At 75.1% G+C, this 18252-nt stretch carries 11 protein-coding genes; 10 read left to right on the top strand and 1 reads right to left on the bottom strand.

Translation table 11 applies throughout. The features are described from left to right. Nucleotide 1 precedes the first annotated feature (1 nt). Genes ACFWV2_RS30745 through ACFWV2_RS30720 form a run of 6 tightly spaced genes read left to right on the top strand, consistent with a single transcriptional unit; the run spans nt 2 to nt 9378 of the window. Entirely contained in the window at nt 2–1039 is a 1038-nt protein-coding gene (locus ACFWV2_RS30745; protein ID WP_384409933.1) for a glutamate ABC transporter substrate-binding protein, read from the top strand. A 48-nt stretch (nt 1040–1087) separates the two neighbouring features. Beyond that, entirely contained in the window at nt 1088–2365 is a 1278-nt protein-coding gene (locus tag ACFWV2_RS30740) for a hypothetical protein (protein WP_384409931.1), read from the top strand. A gap of 59 nt (nt 2366–2424) precedes the next feature. Next, nucleotides 2425–5022 (top strand): tetratricopeptide repeat protein, encoded by a 2598-nt coding sequence (locus ACFWV2_RS30735; protein WP_384409975.1) that lies wholly within the window; start codon nt 2425–2427, stop codon nt 5020–5022. Nucleotides 5023–5024: 2 nt separating this feature from the next. Further along, the gene (locus tag ACFWV2_RS30730) at nt 5025–6572 is read left to right on the top strand and encodes a protein phosphatase 2C domain-containing protein (protein WP_384409929.1); all 1548 of its coding nucleotides are present in this window, start codon (nt 5025–5027) and stop codon (nt 6570–6572) included. 53 nt (nt 6573–6625) lie between these two features. Next, nucleotides 6626–7954, top strand: a complete 1329-nt coding sequence (locus tag ACFWV2_RS30725) for a VWA domain-containing protein (protein ID WP_384409927.1) — start codon at nt 6626–6628, stop codon at nt 7952–7954. A 41-nt stretch (nt 7955–7995) separates the two neighbouring features. Then, nucleotides 7996–9378 carry an FHA domain-containing protein gene (locus ACFWV2_RS30720; RefSeq protein ID WP_384409925.1) on the top strand — a complete coding sequence of 461 codons (1383 nt, stop codon included), beginning with the start codon at nt 7996–7998 and terminating at the stop codon, nt 9376–9378. A 13-nt stretch (nt 9379–9391) separates the two neighbouring features. On the opposite strand, the gene ACFWV2_RS30715 is transcribed toward ACFWV2_RS30720, so the two are convergent. Beyond that, nucleotides 9392–10345: a methyltransferase domain-containing protein gene (locus tag ACFWV2_RS30715; protein WP_384409923.1), complete on the bottom strand. Its 954-nt coding sequence runs from the start codon at nt 10343–10345 to the stop codon at nt 9392–9394. A gap of 85 nt (nt 10346–10430) precedes the next feature. On the opposite strand from ACFWV2_RS30715, the gene ACFWV2_RS30710 reads away from it, so the two are divergent. From ACFWV2_RS30710 to ACFWV2_RS30695, 4 genes are all read left to right on the top strand, one after another. After that, nucleotides 10431–10835: a globin gene (locus ACFWV2_RS30710; RefSeq protein WP_384409921.1), complete on the top strand. Its 405-nt coding sequence runs from the start codon at nt 10431–10433 to the stop codon at nt 10833–10835. Nucleotides 10836–11039: 204 nt separating this feature from the next. Beyond that, entirely contained in the window at nt 11040–14387 is a 3348-nt protein-coding gene (locus ACFWV2_RS30705) for an FtsX-like permease family protein (protein WP_384409919.1), read from the top strand. Between the two features lie 107 nt (nt 14388–14494). Next, the gene (locus ACFWV2_RS30700; protein WP_384409972.1) at nt 14495–17281 is read left to right on the top strand and encodes an FtsX-like permease family protein; all 2787 of its coding nucleotides are present in this window, start codon (nt 14495–14497) and stop codon (nt 17279–17281) included. Continuing rightward, complete coding sequence (locus ACFWV2_RS30695) at nt 17278–18246, top strand: ABC transporter ATP-binding protein (protein WP_384409917.1); 969 nt, start codon at nt 17278–17280, stop codon at nt 18244–18246. The genes ACFWV2_RS30700 and ACFWV2_RS30695 overlap by 4 nt, the downstream gene beginning before the upstream one ends. Nucleotides 18247–18252 lie beyond the last annotated feature (6 nt).

Here is an 18252-nt window from a genome sequence, read left to right as displayed (position 1 = left end):
GATGCCGAGCGGCACGTACCCGCTGGCGCGGCGGACGGCGGAGCGGTTCCGGGGCTGGGGCGGGGTTGCCGCCATGGCCGTGGCCTGCGGGCTCACCGCCTCGCTCACCCTGCTTCCGCTGACCCACGACGGCGGCGACGCGGCGGCCACCCCCGGCACGCACGGCCCGGGACCCGGCGTCGGCACGGGTGTCCAGATCAAGGCGGACACCTGTGAGAAGCCGGAGGCCTCCCTGCGGCCCTCGACGGCGGACGGCCCGTCGATCCGGGCCGTGAAGGACCGCGGGAAGCTGGTCGTCGGTGTCGACCAGTCCAGCTACCGCTGGGGCTACCGGAACCCGGAGAAGGGCACCCTGGAGGGCTTCGACATCGATCTGGCCCGCGCCATCGCACGGGACATCCTGGGCGACGAGAACGCCGTCATCTTCCGGGCGATCCCGACGAACCAGCGGATCGCCGCCCTGGACAGCGGCAAGGTCGACCTCGTCGTGCGCACGATGACGATCAACTGCAGGCGGATCCAGCAGGTCGCCTTCTCCACGGCCTACTTCCAGGCCGGGCAGCAGGTCCTGGCGCCCAAGCGGGCCGAGGACATCACCGGCTACGACTCCTCGCTGCGCGGCAAGCGGATCTGCACCGCCGAGGGCTCCACCGCCTACGAGGCCCTGGAGCAGAACTCCTTCGGCGCGCTCTTCAAGGACGAGGCCGACGGCACCAAGGACGACAAGGACCTGCTGACCGTCCCCAACCAGCTGGACTGCCTGGCCCGGCTCCAGCTGGGCGAGGTCGACGCCGTCGTCACCGACAACGCCCTCGCGGCCGGCCAGGCCGCCCAGGACCCCGCGGTGGAGCTGAAGGGCCGGCCGTTCACCACCGAGTTCTACGGGGTGGCCGCCAAGCTCGGCAACGACGACCTGGTCCGCCGGGTCAACCAGGTCCTCGTGAACTACCGGCAGGGCCCCTGGCAGAAGGCGTACAAGGACTGGCTGGAGAAGGACCTGCCCGGCATATCCGGCCCACCCGCTCCCCTCTACAAGTAGCCCCGCCCCGCACGACAGCCCTGATACACGGAGAGGAAGAGGTGATCGATGGGCGTCACGGGAACCCCTGGGCCGGTGATGGACCGGGACGAGGTGGACCGTGCGCTGGCGCGGCTCGGCGCCGAGCACAAGGCGATCGAGGACTCGCTCTTCGCGCTCCAGGACCACGCGGGCCGCAGACTGCTCGAAGGGGCCGAGCTGACCGGGACGACCCGGGACCGCTGGGCGGCGGCCGAGCGGACCATCACCCTGCTCTGGACCTGCTTCGACGTGTACACCGGGGCCCTGCGGGACGCCCGCGAGGTGCGCGCCCGGCGGCGCTGGCCCGGCCGTGACGAGCTGGTCGAGCTGACCGACCGGTTGCGGGGCGAGAGCGTGCTCGTCGCGGGCGGCGCGGGCGAGCAGGGACTGCTCTCCGAGCGGTTCAGCCTGGAGGGCCTCGTCCGGCGGATGAACGAGCTGTACGCGTCCTCGCTCGACCTGGTGGTCACCGCCGACGCCGTCTGGTCGGCGCTGCCCGCCCGGATAGACCTGCTCGCCGCCGAGCTGCGCCGGACGCGCTCGCTCGCCCACTCGGTCGGTGTGCGGCCCGGGGAGCACCCGGCCGGGGACGACCTGGAGGACATCACGGCCGAGCTGACCCGGCTGCGCTCCCAGGTGGTGACCGATCCGCTGGCGTTCTGGCGTCCGGCGGCGGGCAGTTCGGCGCCCGGCGGCGGCCGGCCGGACACCGAGCGGTACGACAGGGCGGCCCTGGCTCTCGAGGACGTACGGCGGGAGATCGAGGCGGTGCTCGCGGTCCGGCAGGACTCCGAGGACCGGCTGCTCAGGCTGCGTGACGTGCTCTCCCGGGCCGACCGTACGCTCGCCGAGGCGCGGGCCGCGCGGGGCGAGGTCCTCGCGAAGATCGCCGCCTCCGAGGTACCGGCCGTCAGCGGGCCGCCGATCGTGCTCCAGGAGCGGCTCGCCGCCGCCGCGGAGTACCGCAGGCACGCCCAGTGGCACCGGCTCTCCCCGCTCCTGGAGTCCCTGGAGCGGGATGCGGAGGACGAGCTGCTCCGGGCCCGGGAGTCGCTGACCGCGGTCACGGCGCCGCTGGCGGTCCGGGCCGAACTGCGCGGCCGGCTGGACGCGTACAGGGCGAAGGTGGCACGGCTGGGCGCGGCGGAGGACCCGCTGCTCATGGAGCGGTACGACGCGGCCCGCCGGATGCTGTGGAGCGCGCCCTGCGACCTGCGGGTCGCGGAGCAGGCCGTGCTGCGCTACCAGCGGGCGGTGGCGGACGTGCTGTCCGGCCCGGGAGACGCGGGAGGACGACAGTGGTGAGCGGGGAGACGGGCGTGGGGAGCTGTCAGCGTCCTTCGTGCGAGGGTTCGTACGAGGACATGGGAGGCGGCGAGCTGTACTGCGACACGTGCGGGCTGGCCCCGGTGGTGGCGCCCGGAGGGCTCATCGGCTCGACGCCGACCGGCGTGGCCGTGCCCGGCAGGGGAACCGGGACGAACGTTGTCGGCGGGCCGGACTCCAGCTCGTCGCGGAGCGGTTCGCGGGCGTCGTCGCGGGCCTCCTCGCGGTCCTCGACCTCCCGGCGTTCGGTCTCCGGGCGGCTCTCGCGCGCTCTCTCCGGGGCCTCCGCCCCGTCCCGTTCGGTGTCGGTGCGCAGCTCGGGCTCGTCGACCGGACAGTCCGCGAGGAACCGGCTGGGCGCGGGCCTGGTGTCGATCCCGGAGGTGCCGCGCCCCGACCCCCGGGTCGCGGTCATGGAGAACCCCGAGGTGCCCGAGCGGAAGCGATTCTGCTCCCGCGCCGACTGCGGTGCCCCGGTGGGGCGTTCGCGGGGTGACCGGCCGGGACGCACGGAGGGCTTCTGCACCAAGTGCGGGCACCCGTACTCCTTCGTGCCGAAGCTGCGCGGCGGGGACATCGTGCACGGCCAGTACGAGGTGGCGGGCTGTCTCGCGCACGGCGGCCTCGGCTGGGTCTACCTCGCCGTCGACCGGGCCGTCTCCGACCGGTGGGTCGTCCTCAAGGGCCTCCTCGACACCGGTGACCAGGACGCCATGGCCGCCGCGATCTCCGAGCGCCGCTTCCTCGCCGAGATCGAGCACTCCAACATCGTCCGCATCTACAACTTCGTCGAGCACCTCGACCAGCGCACCGGCTCCCTCGACGGCTACATCGTCATGGAGTACGTCGGAGGCAAGTCGCTCAAGGAGATCGCCAACGACCGGCGCACCCCGGACGGCCGGCGCGATCCGCTGCCGGTCGAGCAGGCCTGCGCGTACGGCATCGAGGCCCTTGAGGCGCTCGGGCACCTGCACAGCCGCAACCTGCTGTACTGCGACTTCAAGGTCGACAACGCGATCCAGTCCGAGAACCAGCTGAAGCTGATCGACATGGGCGCGGTCCGGCGGATGGACGACGACGAGTCCGCGATCTACGGCACGGTCGGCTACCAGGCGCCGGAGGTGGCCGAGGTCGGCCCCTCGGTGGCGAGCGACCTGTACACGGTGGCACGCACGCTCGCCGTGATGACCTTCGACTTCCAGGGTTACACGAACGTCTTCGTGGACTCGCTGCCCGACCCGGACCACATCGCGGTCTTCCGGACGTACGAGTCGTTCTACCGTTTCCTGGTCCGCGCCACCGACCCCGATCCCGCCCGCCGGTTCGCCTCGGCGCAGGAGATGGCGGAGCAGCTGACGGGTGTGCTGCGGGAGGTGGTGGCGCTCCAGTCGGGGCGGCCCCGTCCCGCGCTCTCGACGCTGTTCGGCACGGAGGTCCGCGTCACGGACACCGCGCTCTTCGCCGAGCTGACGGAGGACGTGTCGCGGCTCGGGGGCCGCGGGGCCGGCCGCCGGCGGCGGACGGCGGCGGGGACCGCTCCGAGTGCGGGGCCTCCGCCCGCAGGGCCGGGGACGGTCCGTCCGCACGCCGGGCCGGGTGCGGTGCCGCCTGTTCCCGGCGGGGCCGGTCCGGGGGCGGTGCCGCCTGGCCCCGGCGGGCCGGGGGCGGTGCCCCCCGTCGCAGGGACCGGTTCCGGGCTCGGGGAGTTGCTCGCGCCGCTCGACACGCCCGCCACCGCGCTCGCGCTGCCCGTGCCGCGCGTCGACCCGGGCGATCCCCACGCCGGTTTCCTCGCCGGTCTGGCCGCCGCCGCTCCGGGTGAGCTGCTCGGCGCGCTCCAGGCCGCGCCGACGCCCTCCGCCGAGCTGTGGCTGCGCACCCTGCGGGCCCAGCTGGAGCTGGGCGACCTGCCCTCCGCCGTGCGGACCCTCGCCGGGATCGAGGAGCGGGACCCGGACGACTGGCGGGCCGTCTGGTACCGGGGTGTCACCTCCCTGGTGACCGGGGACCACGAGCACGCGGCGCTGGCCTTCGACGCGATCTACGACGCCTTCCCCGGGGAGCCGGCGCCGAAGCTGGCCCTCGGGATCTGCGCCGAGGTGCTCGGGCAGTTGGACAACGCGGCCGAGTACTACCGCCTGGTGTGGGCCACGGACCCCAGCTTCGTCAGCGCGGCCTTCGGACTCGCCCGGGTGCGGCTCGCGGCGGGTGACCGTACCGGCGCCGTCGCGACCCTGGAATCCGTACCCGAGGCCTCGATCCACTACACGGCGGCCCGTGTCGCGACCGTACGGGCGCGGCTGCGGCGGCGCCCGGCGTGGGAGCCGATCGGCGCCGATCTGACGGCGGCCGCGGCGCAGGTCTCCGCGCTCCAGGGCTTCGGTCTGGACGCGGTGCGGCGGGAGCAGTTGTCGACGGAGGTCCTCGGAGCGGCCCTCGACTGGGTACTCTCCGGTAGTCCCGGTGCGGAACCGGGCGGCGGCGCGCTGCTGCTCGGAAGTGAACTGGACGAGCGCGGACTGCGCTTCGGCCTCGAACGCTCGTACCGGGTGCTGGCCCGGCTCGCCCAGCGGGGCGAGGAGAGGATCGAACTGGTGGAGCGGGCCAACCGTTTCCGCCCCCGGACGTGGGTGTGAGGATGTCCCAGAAGCCGAAGCCGTCGCACGGACTCGCAGTCTGCCCGGACTGCGCGGAGCCGCTGGACTCGGGTGACCGGTACTGCGGGGCGTGCGGTCACGACCTGATGGCCGTACCGGCCGCCGGGGTGGAGCCGGACCGCCCGACCGTGGTGATCGGCACCCCCGTGGACTGGCCGGACGCCCCGCCGCGGGAGCCCGGTTCACTGTCGACCATGACCCAGCACCCCGGAGACCTCCCGGGCACCGACTCCGGTGGCCGTGACCTGCCGACGATGGTGTTCCCCCCGGACGGCCCGGTGCCGCCCGGGGGGAACACCACGACAGGCAGCGGGGACTTCGAGCTGGCCGCGCCCGACCCGCGTACGGCGGTACGGGCGGCCCCGGCCACCCCGCCCGCGGCCCCGGTCCAGGCTTCGGCCACGGCACCGGCCCCTGCGCCCGTCCAGGTCCCGGAACCTCCTGCTCATGCCCCGGCCGCGGCCCAGGTACCAGAGCCTCCTGCTCATGCCCCGGCGCCCGCCGTCCCCCCCGTGCCCGCCACTCCTCCCGTACCCGCCGGCCCTCCCGTACCCGCCGGCCCTCCCGTGCCCGCCGCTCCGGTCGCGCGGGGCACGGCCCCCGCCGCCGTCGTGTGTGTGGCCTGCCGGGCCGGGCGGGTGGACACCGACGGGTACTGCGAGAACTGCGGGCACGCGCAGCCCCGTGAGCGCGACCACATGGAGCGGGAGCTCGGCGGCGTCGCCGCCGTGAGCGACCGGGGGCTGCGCCACCACCGCAACGAGGACGCGTTCACCGTGTCCACGACCACGCTCCCCGACGGCTCCCCCGCCACCGTCGCGATCGTCTGCGACGGCGTGTCCTCCGCGACCCGGCCCGACGAGGCCTCCGCCGCCGCCGCCGAGGCGGCCGGCGCCTCGCTGCTCGCGGCGCTGCCCCGGGGCACCCACCCGCAGCAGGCGATGCACGAGGCGATCGTGGCCGCCGCCGAGGCCGTCAACTCCCTCGCCGAGGAGCCGGACCAGGACGGGGCGGAGCACGACCCGCACCGCCATCGCAACGCCCCGGCGTGCACCATCGTGGGCTCCGTCGTCGCCGACGGCCTGCTCGTCGTGGGCTGGGTCGGCGACAGCCGCGTCTACTGGGTGCCGGACGACCGCGCCACCCCGCCCGCCCGGCTCACCGAGGACGACTCGTGGGCGGCCCAGATGGTCGCGGCGGGTCTGATGAACGAGGCCGAGGCGTACGCGGACGAGCGCGCCCACGCGATCACCGGCTGGCTCGGCGCCGACGCGTACGAACTGGACCCGCACACGGCGGCGTTCAAACCGGAACGCTCCGGCGTGGTGGTGGTCTGCACGGACGGTCTGTGGAACTACGCCGAGGGCGCCGACGACATGGCGCGGGTCGTCCCCGCCGACGCGGCGGACCGCCCGCTGCACAGCGCCCAGGTGCTGGTCGGCCACGCCCTGGACGGCGGAGGCCACGACAACATCACGGTCGCCCTCGTGCCGTTCACCGTCTCGCACCACGGGGCAGGATCCGCCTGAGCGGTCGCCGATCCCCCGTCCCCTGCCCGTCGTTGCCCGAGGAGCCCTGACCGATGGCGAACTTCTCCAAACCGACCGCCCCCCAGTTCTCGGTGGACGTCTACCAGAACGAGTTCCTGCCCGAGGGCGGCCGTGACGTCAGCGCGATCGTCACGGTCACGTCGACCGGGGGCGGTACCGGCGGACAGCGGCTGTCCGGCCCCGCGGGCGCCGGGGCCGGTGTCGTGATCATGGTCGACTGTTCCGGCTCGATGGACTATCCCGCCACCAAGATGCGGGGAGCCCGGGAGGCGACCGCGGCCGCCGTCGACACCCTGCGCGACGGCACGTCCTTCGCCGTCGTCGACGGCACGCACGTCGCCAGGGAGGTCTACCCGGGGAACGGCCGCCTCGCCGTGGCCGACGCCCGCACCCGGGCCGAGGCCAAGGAGTCGCTGCGCCGCCTGAACGCCGGCGGGGGCACGGCGATCGGCACCTGGCTGCGGCTCGCGGACCGGCTGCTCTCCTCCGCCGAGCTCACCATCCGGCACGGCATCCTGCTCACCGACGGCCGCAACGAGCACGAGTCGCCGGAGGAGCTGCGGGTTGCCCTCGACGCCTGCGCGGGCCGCTTCACCTGTGACGCGCGCGGGGTGGGCACCGACTGGGAGGTCAAGGAGGTCACCGGGATCGCTTCGGCACTCCTCGGCACCGCCGACATCGTCGCCGACCCGTCCGCGCTCGCCGCCGACTTCACGGCGATGATGGAGCAGGCGATGGGCAAGGGCGTCGCGGACGTCGCACTGCGGCTGTGGACGCCGGTCGGGGTGGAGATCGCCTTCGTGAAGCAGGTGGCGCCGACGGTCGAGGACCTGACCGGGCGGCGCACCGAGGCCGGGCCGCGCGCCGGTGACTACCCGACGGGCTCGTGGGGCGACGAGTCCCGTGACTACCACGTCAGCGTGCGGGTCCCCCGGGCCGCCGTCGGTCAGGAGATGCTCGCCGCCCGGGTCTCCCTGATCGCCCCGGACCCGGCGGGCGGCGATCCCCGCCCGCTGTCTCAAGGACTGGTACGGGCGGTGTGGACCGACGACCTGGCGATGTCGACGTCGATCAACCCGCAGGTGGCGCACTACACGGGCCAGGCCGAGCTGGCGGACGTCATCCGACAGGGCCTCGATGCCCGCAAATCGGGCGATCACGACGGGGCGACGGCGAAACTGGGCCGCGCCGTGCAGCTCGCGGCCGTCTCCGGGAACGCGGATACGGCGAAACTGCTTTCGAAGGTGGTCGACGTCGTCGATGCGGCGACCGGTACTGTGCGTTTGAAGGCGAAGGTCGCGGATGCGGACGAGATGACACTCGAAACGCGCTCCACCAAGACCGTTCGCGTCAAGAGGTAGCCCGGCCACCGGGCCGGACGAGGAGAGGGGGAAGCGCCGACATGCCGACCTGCCCGAACGGACACCAGTCGGTCTCCGACGACTGGTGCGAGGTCTGCGGCCATCGCATGGCCGGGGCGGGTGCGCCGACGGGTGCCGTACCGCCGCCTCCCCCGCCGCCGCCTCCCGCGTACGGATACCCCGGCCCCGGTGGTCCCGGCCAGCCCCCGACGGGGCCGCCGCCGGGCGCGCCCGGTCCCGGTGCTCACGGTGGCTTCGGCCCCGGTGGCGACCCGAACGCCACGGCCCAGGCGGAGCTGTGCCCGCAGTGCCGTACCCCGCGCGAGTACATGGCGCCGTTCTGCGAGGAGTGCCGCTGGAACTTCCTCACGAACACGGCGACCTCCTACACGCCGCTGGCCCCGCAGAACGCCCCGTCACCGCCGCAGCAGCACGGACCGCCGCCCGGTCTGAACCTGCCGCCGGGCTTCCAGTCCTCGCCGCCGCAGCCGCCGCAGCCCCAGCAGCCCCAGGATCCGTTCGGCTACCAGGGATCGCGGCCCTCGCAGGTGAACCGCCCGGCCGAGCCGCTGGGGAGCGACCCCACGCATCACCAGGCCCCGCCGCAGCGCCCGCCGGCGCAGCAGCCGCCGACACAGCAGCAGCCGCCCGGCCCGCCCGCGTACCTCCAGGCTCCGGCCCAGGTACCGGCGCCGCCCGCACCGCCGCAGCCGCGCGCCGACGACGACTGGGTCCTGTCCCCACCGTCGCAGACGCCGCAGTCGCCCCCGCAGCACCAGGCGCCTCCGCAGCACCACGTACCTCAGGCTCCTCCGCAGCCTCAGCAGCACCAGGCACCCCAGGGGCCTCCGCAGCACCATGCACCCCAGCAGCACCAGGAGCCCCCGCAGCACCACGGTCAGCACCAAGGCCAGCACCAGGCCCAGCACCAGTCCCAGGGTCAGCACCAGTCCCAGGGCCAGTCCCAGGGCCAGCCCCAACAGCCCCAACAGCAGTTCCAGCCCCCGCGGCAGCAGCCCCTGTCGTGGACCGCGGTCATCGGCCCGGACCGCGACTACTTCATGGCGATGATGCAGCGCAGCGGTCCCGAGGCCACGGGCCTGAACCTGCCCGCGTACTCCCCCGCCAAGCACCTGCCGCTCCAGGGCAACCAGATCTCCATCGGCCGCCGCCGGCACTCCACCGGCGAGTCCCCCGACATCGACCTGTCGGTGCCGCCGGAGGACCCGGGCGTCTCGCACCAGCACGCCGTGCTCGTGCAGCAGCCGGACGGTTCGTGGGCGGTGGTGGACCAGAACTCCACCAACGGCACCACGGTCAACGGCGGCGAGGAGCCGATCCAGCCGTACGTCCCCGTACAGCTCCAGGACGGCGACCGGGTGCACGTCGGCGCCTGGACGACGATCACGATCCGTCGGGGCTGACCCACCCGTACGTTCACGCGTCCGGCAGCGGCCAGGCGTACGGCCCTGCGGGGTCGTCCAGCCAGGCCCACTGCCGGTCGCCGCTGACCGTCACCCCGAAGCGCTCCCGTTCCGGTCGCCGCTCGCGCAGCCAGAGCGAGAGCGCTTCGCGTCTGTCGAGGGTCCCGCCGACGAGACCCCACAGGAAGCGGAAGCGTTCGTCCCCGGCCGGATCGGGGCGTGGGGCGCGGCCCGCGGAGCCCCGGAGCGGCACGAAGTACGCGGAGGTCGCGAGGAACCGTCCCTCCGCGTGCGCCCGGTCGCGCACCCGCAGCAGGAGCAGCCCGGTGGAGAGCGGGGTGAGGACGAGGCCGCCGGGCCGGCACCGGGCGATCCAGGGGTACGGGACCGAGGGCACCGCGCAGGTCGCGACGATCCGGTCGTAGGGGGCGCGCTCGGGACAGCCCCGGGCGCCGTCGGCGGTGACGACCGCGGGGCGGTGTCCGGCGGCGGCCAGATGGGTCCGGGCGGACTCCGTGATCTCCTCGTCCAGGTCGACGGTGGTGACGTGCTCCTCGCCGAGCCGGTGGCAGAGCAGGGCCGCGTTGTAGCCGGTCCCGGCGCCGATCTCCAGGACGTCGTCCCCGTCGCGTACGTCCAGGGCGTGGAGCATCAGCGCCATCAGGGACGGCTGGCTGGCGGAGGAGAGCAGTTCACCGTCCCGCACCCGGGTGGCGACGGCGGTGTCCTCGTAGGCTCCGCGCAGCCAGCGGTCCCGCTGCCCGGGGTCCGGGTCGCCGGACCAGAGCCGCTCGTAGCCGCCGCTCCCGGGGACGTAGTAGAAGGGGACGAAGAGGTGGCGCGGGACGGTGGCGAAGGCGTCCCTCCAGGCGGGGTCGGTGAGCGCGCCGCAAGCCTCGATCTCCCGCACGAGCTCCCGCCGTGCCCGCGCGCCGCCCTCGGCGAACTCGTCCCGCCGCTCATCCATGCCTCCACTCTCCCGCCGCCGGGGGCCCGCGGCGAGCGGTCCTCGTTCTCCGGTCCTAGGACGGGGCATCTGAGACGATGGGATGGTGAACGAGATTCCCGGGGAAGCAGTGCAGGAGCAGACCTTCTACGAGCAGGTCGGCGGCGAGGAGACCTTCCGGCGTCTGGTCCGCCGTTTCTACGAGGGGGTCGCGGAGGACCCGCTGCTGCGCCCGATGTACCCCGAGGAGGACCTCGGCCCCGCGGAGGACCGGCTCGCCCTCTTCCTGATGCAGTACTGGGGCGGCCCCCGCACCTACAGCGACGACCGCGGCCACCCCCGTCTCCGGATGCGCCACGCTCCGTTCACGGTGGACCAGGCCGCCCACGACGCGTGGCTCCGCCACATGCGGGCGGCTCTGGACGACCTGGACCTGGCTCCCGAGCACGAGGCCGAGCTCTGGCGCTACATGACCTACGCGGCGGCCTCGATGGTGAACACGGCCGGTTGACGGCCCCTCACCCCGTACGGTCCCGACCGCGCACGGACGGGCACATTCCGGAGACGGAACCCCGGATAACGGTCACGATCGGATCAAGGTGCGCCCGTAAGCGGTTTCCAGCGGCACATGCCCTCTGAAAGCATCCGGGGGAAGTCCGGGAGCGTTCGACCGCGTTCGACGTGCGCACCGTGATCAGGGTGGCCAGGGGGATGGGTGACGGGGTTCGTATTCCTGCGCGTCAGGGCACACCGGCTGTTGCTCGCCGCGGCAGTGCTCGCCGTGCTCCTGACCACCTCGGTGCTCGCCACCCTCGCCTCGTTCTCCGGGGCCATCGGGGACGCGGCGCTCCAGGCCGGGCTGCGGGGCCGGTCCGCGGCCGCCGCCTCGCTGCTGGTGAGGGGGCAGATACCGGCCGAGCAGCGGGCCGGGGCGGAGGAAGCGGTCCGGGAGGGGATGCGGGCGACCTTCGACGGGCTGCCCGTGACCGTACGGCGGCTCGAACGCTCCGGTCCGTACGCGCTGCCCCGCGGTCCCCAGGCGTCCGCCGCCCGTGAGGGCGACCCCGACCTGACCCACTTCGCCGCGCTCGACCGTTCGAAACTCTCCCTCGTGCGCGGCGCCTGGCCCTCCGCCACCCGGACGGCCGGCGTGGTCGAGACGGCGCTGCCCGAGGAGGCGGCCCGGCGGTTGCGGGTCGGCCCCGGGACCGTTCTCGATCTGAGCGACCGGTTCGACGACCGGCGGGTGCGGACCCGGATCACCGGCGTCTACCGGCCCGTCGACACCGGTGACCCGTACTGGCAGCTGGACCTGGCCGGCGGCCGCGGGGTACGGACCGTCGCCTTCACGACGTACGGGCCGCTCCTCGCCGACCCGGCGGTACTCGCCTCCGGGGCGCTGAGCTCCGGCGACACGTCCTGGCTCGGCTCCGCCGACTTCACCGGCCTCACCACCGACCGCATCGACGCGCTGCGCGCCACGGCGACCGAGGGCCCCAAGGCGCTGGCCGACGCCTCCGACCGGTTCGGTACGACGATCTCCGCGTCCACCGCGCTGCCGACCGTCCTGGAGCAGACCCAGCGGTCCCTGCTCGTCTCCCGTTCCACCCTGCTGATCGTCGCCGTCCAGCTGGTGCTGCTCGCCGCGTACGCGCTGCTGCTCGTCGCCCGGCTGCTCAGCACCGAGCGTTCGGGGGAGACCGCGCTGCTGCGGGCCCGCGGCGGTTCGCGGCGCCGGATCGCCGGTCTCGCCGCCGCCGAGGCACTGCTGCTCGCGCTGCCCGCGGCGCTCGCCGCCCCGCTCCTCTCGGGGCCGCTGACCCGGCTCTTCGCCGAGCGGTCGGCGCTGTCCTCCCTCGGCGTCCGGCTGGACACGACCCCCTCGCTCCAGGTGTGGCTGGTCTCCGCCGCCGTGGCCCTGTGCTGCGCGGGAGCCGTCGTCGCCCCCGCGCTCGCCGCAGGGGACGGTTCCGTCGTCCCGCTGCGCAAGGCCCGCCCGGCGTCGCTGCCCGGTCCCGTGCGTGCCGGGGCAGATCTCGGTCTGCTCGCCGTCGCCGCCGTCGCGTACTGGCAGTTGCAGCGCCCCTCGGCCGCCGGCGACACCCTCGGTGCGGAGGGGTCCGGCGGGGGTTCCGTCGATCCGGTGCTCGTCGCCGCTCCCGCCCTCGCCCTGCTCGCCGGCACCGTCCTGACCCTGCGGCTGCTGCCGCCCGTCGCGAAGCTGGCCGAGCGGCGGGCGGCGGGCGGGCGCGGTCTCTCCGCCGCGCTCGCCGGCTGGCAGTTCAGCCGGCGGCCGCTGCGGGGTGCGGGTCCGGTCCTCCTCCTGGTCCTCGCGGTGGCGATGGGCATGCTCGCCATCGGGCAGAGCGGGTCGTGGGAGCGTTCGCAGCGCGACCAGGCCGACTTCCAGGCCGGTGCGGCCGTCCGTGTCCTCGGCGCGGGCCCGGGTGAACCCACCAGGACCGAGCAGTTGGGCGCCGTCCCCGGGGTCCGCGCGGTGGCCCCGGTGCACCGCACCACCATGGACGTGGCCGGGAGGAACGCGACCGTCCTGGCCGTCGACATCCGCAACGCCGCCGATGCGCTGCTGCTACGCCCCGACCTCGCCGACGTCCCCGTCCGCTCCCTCCTCGCCCCGCTCGCTCCCCGGGCGACGACCCGCCCCGGTCTGGCGCTGCCGGCAGGCACCCGGGCGCTCACCGTCGACCTGCGGTTCGCCGGACCGACCGGCGCCGCCCGGGTGACGGCCGTCCTGGAGGACCCGAGCGGCGTCCCGTACCGGCGGACCATGGGATCGGTGCCCTCCGACGGCCGGACGTACCGGCTGACCCTGGACCTCGGCGCCCGGACCGCCGTACCGGGCACCGACGCGAGGCGCGGCTCCGGCGGCCTGCTCACCCTGACGGGGCTGGAGTTCGGCGGCCGTTTCGTCGACGGCGCGAAGGGCACGCAGGTCCTCCGCGCCGAGCGGTTCGGCGTCGTCCGCGCCGACGGCGGCGAGCAGGTCCACGCCCCCGGGCGGGTCCTCGCCGCCTGGACGCACCTCTCCGAGCAGACCGGGGGCACAGCCGAGGGCGGGGGCCCCACGTCCGGCGTCCCCGGCGCCCCCGGCCCCGGCGGCCGCCCCGCCCCGTACACCGTCTCGACCGCCGTCCCCGGCACGCCCGCCGGAAGCCACCGGGGGCCCGAGGAGTTCACCCTGCGGATGACCGCCCCCGGCCCGAAGGCGCCCGACCGGCTGTACGCCGTGGCCACCGGGGCCTTCATGAAGGCGACCGGGGCCGGGCCCGGCGACGAGATCGAGGTCGCCGTAGGCGGCCGTGGCGTCGGCGTCACCGTCTCCCACGTCGTCGACGAGCTGCCCACCACCGGCCCGGGCGCCCGGGCGGCCTCCGCCCTCACCCCCGACGCCACCCCCGAGGACGGCGGAACGGTTCTCCTCGATCTGGCGGCCGTCAACCAGTACCTGGCCACCGGCACGGCCTCGACCGTCCCGCCCACCGAATGGTGGCTGACCGTCGCGCCCGGCCGGGCGGACGAGGTCGCCACCGCCCTGCGCACCCGGTCCGACGCGGACCTCGCCCAGGTCCTCGTACGCGACGAGATCGCCGCCGAACTGCTCGGCGACCCGCTCGGCGCGGGCCCCAACGCCGCCCTGATGGCGGTCGCCGCCGCCGCGGCCGCGCTCGCCGCCGTCGGCTTCGCGGTCGGCTCGGCCGGCGCGATGCGGGAACGGTCCGCCGAGTTCGGGGTGCTGCGGGCGCTCGGCGCGCCACGCCGCCGCCTCGCCCGCCTCGTCGCCGCGGAACAGGGACTGCTCATCGGCATCGGCCTGCTCGTCGGCATCGGACTCGGCGCCGTCCTGGCCCGCGCCGTCGTCCCGCTGGTCGTCCTGACCGGGCAGGCAGCCCGCCCCGTCCCCCCGGTCCTGGTCGAACTGCCCCTCGGCCACGTCGCCCTGCTGCTCGCCGGCGTCGCCGCGCTGCCGCTCGCCATGGTCGCCGTGATCGCCCTGCGCCGCACGGACCCGGCCGTGACCCTGCGCCACCAGGGGGACAACTGATGTCCGCCGGAACCGGAGAGAACCCGGACGTCCCCGCCGTACACCGGAAGGACCCCGGAACCGCGGAGAACCCGGACGTCCCCGCCGTACCCAGGAAGGCTCCCGACATGCCCCGGTCCCGGTCCGACAAGCCCGCCCGCGCCGTGGCGCCCTGGGTGCGGACCCGGCTGCGGACCGCTCCCTGGGCCGCCGCCACCCTCGCCCTCCTCGTCCTGGTCACCGCCTACCTGGCGGCCGCGCTGCCGCGCGCGGTGGACGCGTACGAGACCGAGGGGCTGCGGCACGACGTCCGGGCCGCCGCACCCCGCGCCACCGTCCTCGAACTCACCAACCCGCTCGCCCTGTCCACGACCGAGGCGAGCCTGGCCCCCGGGGTCCTGCGGAGGCAGCGGGACGAGGTGCGTGCCCTGTTCCCCGAGCCGATCCGCACCGACCCGGGGCAGAGCGCCCACGGAGTCCGTACGGTCAGGCGGGTCGAGGGGACCGACCCCTGGCTGCCCCGGCCCGACGGCGTGGCCCCGGAGTTCGTGCTCTCCTCCCCGTCCTCCCTCACCGAGCACGCCACGCTGCACGAGGGCAGGCTCGCCGCGGGTACGCCCCGCGCACCGGAAGCGGTGGTGACCGCGGAGACCGCGGCCGCCCTGCGCCTGAAGCCCGGCTCCGTCGTGCACCTGCCGGACAAGTCCGGCACGGCGCCGCTCGCCGTGACGGTCACCGGGATCGTGGAGCCGCGCGGCCCCGAGTCGTCGTACTGGGCGGTGGAGCCGCTCCTGCGCACCCCCGCGCTCGCCCCGCTGGTCGCCGGCGGCGAGGTGAAGCACTACTGGCAGGGGGCGCTGCTCCTCTCCCCCGCGTCCGCGGCCGCCGTGCTCTCCCTCACCAACGACCTGGAGGTCTTCTTCCGGTTCGCGCCCACGTCCGACCATCTCACCGGCCGGGACACCGGCCGGTTCGCCGCCGCGCTCGACTCGGCGGCCGGCGGTCCCGGCCTGGTCGGGATGCGCAAGGTGGTGGGACCCACGGGGGCCCTGACCACCGAACTCGACGGAATCGTCGACGCGTACGGTTCGATGCGCGAGGCCATCGGTCCGGTCGTCGCCGTCGCCGTCTTCGGGATCGGCGCCGTCGCGGCGGTCGTCCTCGCCATGACGGGCGGGCTGTTCGTCGCCCGCCGCGACGGCGAACTGGCGCTGCTCCGCTCCCGTGGCGCCTCCCTGACCGGCATCGGTCTGCGGCTCCTCGGCGAGACCTCGGCGGTCGCCGTACCGGCCGCCGCGCTCGCCCTGGTCCTCGCGGTGGTGACGGTACGGGCGCCCGGCGGGTCGGGCGGAATCCCCCTCGGCCCCTCCCTGCTCGCCGCCTCGGCCGTCGCCCTGCTCGCGATGCTCGTCCTGCCGCTGCGGGCGGTCGTCCTGCACCGCCGGCCGCGCCTGCACGGCGGACGCGACGACCTGCTCACCGCGCGCCCCTCCCGGCGCCGTACGGTCGCCGAACTCACCGCGCTCGTCCTCGCCGTGGGCGCGGTCGCCTCCCTGCGACTGCGCGGAACCGGCGACTCCGGCGACCATCTGGTGAGCGCCGCGCCGGTGCTCGTCGGCCTGATCGCCGCCTCGCTGCTCGTACGGATCCATCCGCTGCCGCTGCGGTGGCTGGGCCGGCCGGCCCGCCGGCTGCGCGGGGCGGTCGGCCCGCTGGCCCTGGCGCGCGCCGGGCGCTCGTCCTCCGCCGGGACGCTCCCGCTGCTCGCGCTCGTGCTGGCGCTGACGACGGCGGCTTTCGGCGGCTCGGTCCTGGCAGGCGTCGCCGACGCCCGCGACCGGGCCGCGCTCCTGGCGACCGGCGCGGACGCCCGGATCGACGGCTCGGTGGAGTGGACCGCGCTGCCGGCCGGCCTGACCGATGCGGTGCGCGGTACGGCGGGGGTACGGGACGTGGCCCCGCTGCAGATCGAGTACGGGGTGTCCCTGCCGTCCCGGCAGGGGACCTCCGTCCGGCCGATGAGCGGCACGCTCGTGGGCGTCGAACCCGGCTCGTACACCCGGCACACGGAGCGCACGGGGTTCGGCCCGTTCCCGGCGGGGCTGCTGGCGTCGACGGGGAAGGGCGGCAAGGAGGCCGTGGCGGACACCGAGCGGGTGCTGCCCGCGATCGCCTCGCCCTCGGTCGCCGAACGGCTCGGCACGGCGCCTCAGGAGATCGTGGCGGCCGCCGGCGTGTTCCACGTGAAAGTGGTGGCCGTCCGGGCGGTGACCCCGGCGCTGCCCGGCGCCGACTTCCTCCTCGTCAACGCCGCCGACCTCACCCACCGGACCCCGACGACACTGCTCGTCACGGGCCCGGAGGACGGGGCCGCGCTGCGGGCCGCCGTGGAGGCGAGGTCCGACGCGCTCCTGGTGTCGACGCGCACCGAGGAGCGGGCGGGCTACGTGGACTCGCCGCTCCAGTCGGGGGCCGAGCGGATGTACCTGGGGGCGATCGGGGTGGGCGCCGGGTTCGCCGTGGTGGCCGTGCTGCTCTCCCTGATGCAGAGCGCGCCGGAGCGGACGACGCTCCTCGCGCGGCTGCGGACGATGGGGCTGACCCGGAAGCAGGGGCGGCGGCTGCTGGGACTCGAAGCGGTGCCGCAGGCGGTCCTGGCGGCGCTGGGCGGGACGCTGGCCGGCTGGGCGACGGTGCCGCTGCTCGCGCCGGGCATCGACCTGTTCCGGCTCGCGCTCGCGACGACGCCCGGGTTCGCCCTGCCGGCCGGTGCGCCGCTGCGGGCGGACCCGTGGTCGCTGGTGGTGCCGGCGCTCGCGGTGGTCGTCCTGACGGCGGCGGCGACGGCCGGACAGGCCTGGTGGGCGGGGCGGAAGAGCTCGATCAAGGAACTCAGGGCAGGAGACGCACGATGACGAAGACCGGGACGATCCCCAGCGCCGCTTCGGACACCACCCTCGAAGAGCTGGAGCGGCGGGTCACCGCGCGGCGCGACCGGCCCTCGTACGGTCATGACGCGCTCATCGCCTGCGACCGGCTGGTCCGGATCTTCACCACGGACGGGGTGGAGGTGCAGGCCCTCCAGGGGCTCGACCTGCTCGTCAAGGAGGGCGAACTGATGGCCCTCGTCGGCGCCTCCGGGTCGGGCAAGTCGACGCTCATGAACATCCTGGCGGGCCTTGACGTGCCGACCGCCGGCGCGGCCCGGGTCGCCGGGTGTGACCTGCTCGCGATGGACGGCAAGGCGCGGCTGCGGTACCGGCGCGAGGTCGTCGGCTTCGTCTGGCAGCAGACCGCCCGCAACCTGCTGCCGTATCTGACGGCAGCACAGAACGTGGCCCTCCCGATGCAGTTGCGGGGCCGGTCCAAGCAGAAGGCGCGGCGGGCCGAGGAGCTCCTCGCGATGCTGGGCATCGCGGAGGCCCGGGACCGGCGGCCCCACCAGCTGTCCGGCGGCCAGCAGCAGCGGGTGGCGATCGCGGTCGCCCTCGCCAACAACCCGTCCGTGCTCCTCGCCGACGAGCCGACGGGCGAGCTGGACTCGGCCACCGGTGAGCAGGTCTTCGCGGCCTTCCGCCGCGCCAACGACGAACTGGGCACGACGATCGTGATCGTCACCCACGACCAGGCCGTCGCCTCCGAGGTACGGCGCACGGTCGCCATCCGCGACGGCCGCACCTCCTCGGAGGTGCTGCGCCGCACGGAGGTCGACGAGCAGGGCCAGGAGTCGCTGGTGGCCCGGGAGTACGCGATGCTCGACCGCGCGGGCCGGCTCCAGCTGCCGGCGGAGTACACGCGGGCGCTCGGGATGGAGCACCGGGTGGCACTGGAACTCGAGCAGGACCACATCGGGGTGTGGCCGGACGGCACGGAGGGCTGAGGGGGA

It is taken from the genome of Streptomyces sp. NPDC058671, from assembly GCF_042716475.1.
Classification (GTDB): Bacteria; Actinomycetota; Actinomycetes; order Streptomycetales; family Streptomycetaceae; genus Streptomyces.
The sequence above is the reverse complement of the archived record's forward strand: the minus strand, read 5'-3'. Positions and strand labels throughout refer to the sequence as shown.

What these genes read in the sequence shown, in the direction of transcription:
- ACFWV2_RS30735 (WP_384409975.1), top strand. Translation starts at nt 2,425, where the DNA reads ATGGGAGGCGGCGAGCTGTACTGCGACACGTGCGGGCTGGCCCCGGTG.
- ACFWV2_RS30695 (WP_384409917.1), top strand. Translation starts at nt 17,278, where the DNA reads ATGACGAAGACCGGGACGATCCCCAGCGCCGCTTCGGACACCACCCTC.
- ACFWV2_RS30740 (WP_384409931.1), top strand. Translation starts at nt 1,088, where the DNA reads ATGGGCGTCACGGGAACCCCTGGGCCGGTGATGGACCGGGACGAGGTG.
- ACFWV2_RS30720 (WP_384409925.1), top strand. Translation starts at nt 7,996, where the DNA reads ATGCCGACCTGCCCGAACGGACACCAGTCGGTCTCCGACGACTGGTGC.
- ACFWV2_RS30725 (WP_384409927.1), top strand. Translation starts at nt 6,626, where the DNA reads ATGGCGAACTTCTCCAAACCGACCGCCCCCCAGTTCTCGGTGGACGTC.
- ACFWV2_RS30715 (WP_384409923.1), bottom strand. Translation starts at nt 10,345, where the DNA reads ATGGATGAGCGGCGGGACGAGTTCGCCGAGGGCGGCGCGCGGGCACGG.
- ACFWV2_RS30700 (WP_384409972.1), top strand. Translation starts at nt 14,495, where the DNA reads ATGCCCCGGTCCCGGTCCGACAAGCCCGCCCGCGCCGTGGCGCCCTGG.
- ACFWV2_RS30730 (WP_384409929.1), top strand. Translation starts at nt 5,025, where the DNA reads ATGTCCCAGAAGCCGAAGCCGTCGCACGGACTCGCAGTCTGCCCGGAC.
- ACFWV2_RS30745 (WP_384409933.1), top strand. Translation starts at nt 2, where the DNA reads ATGCCGAGCGGCACGTACCCGCTGGCGCGGCGGACGGCGGAGCGGTTC.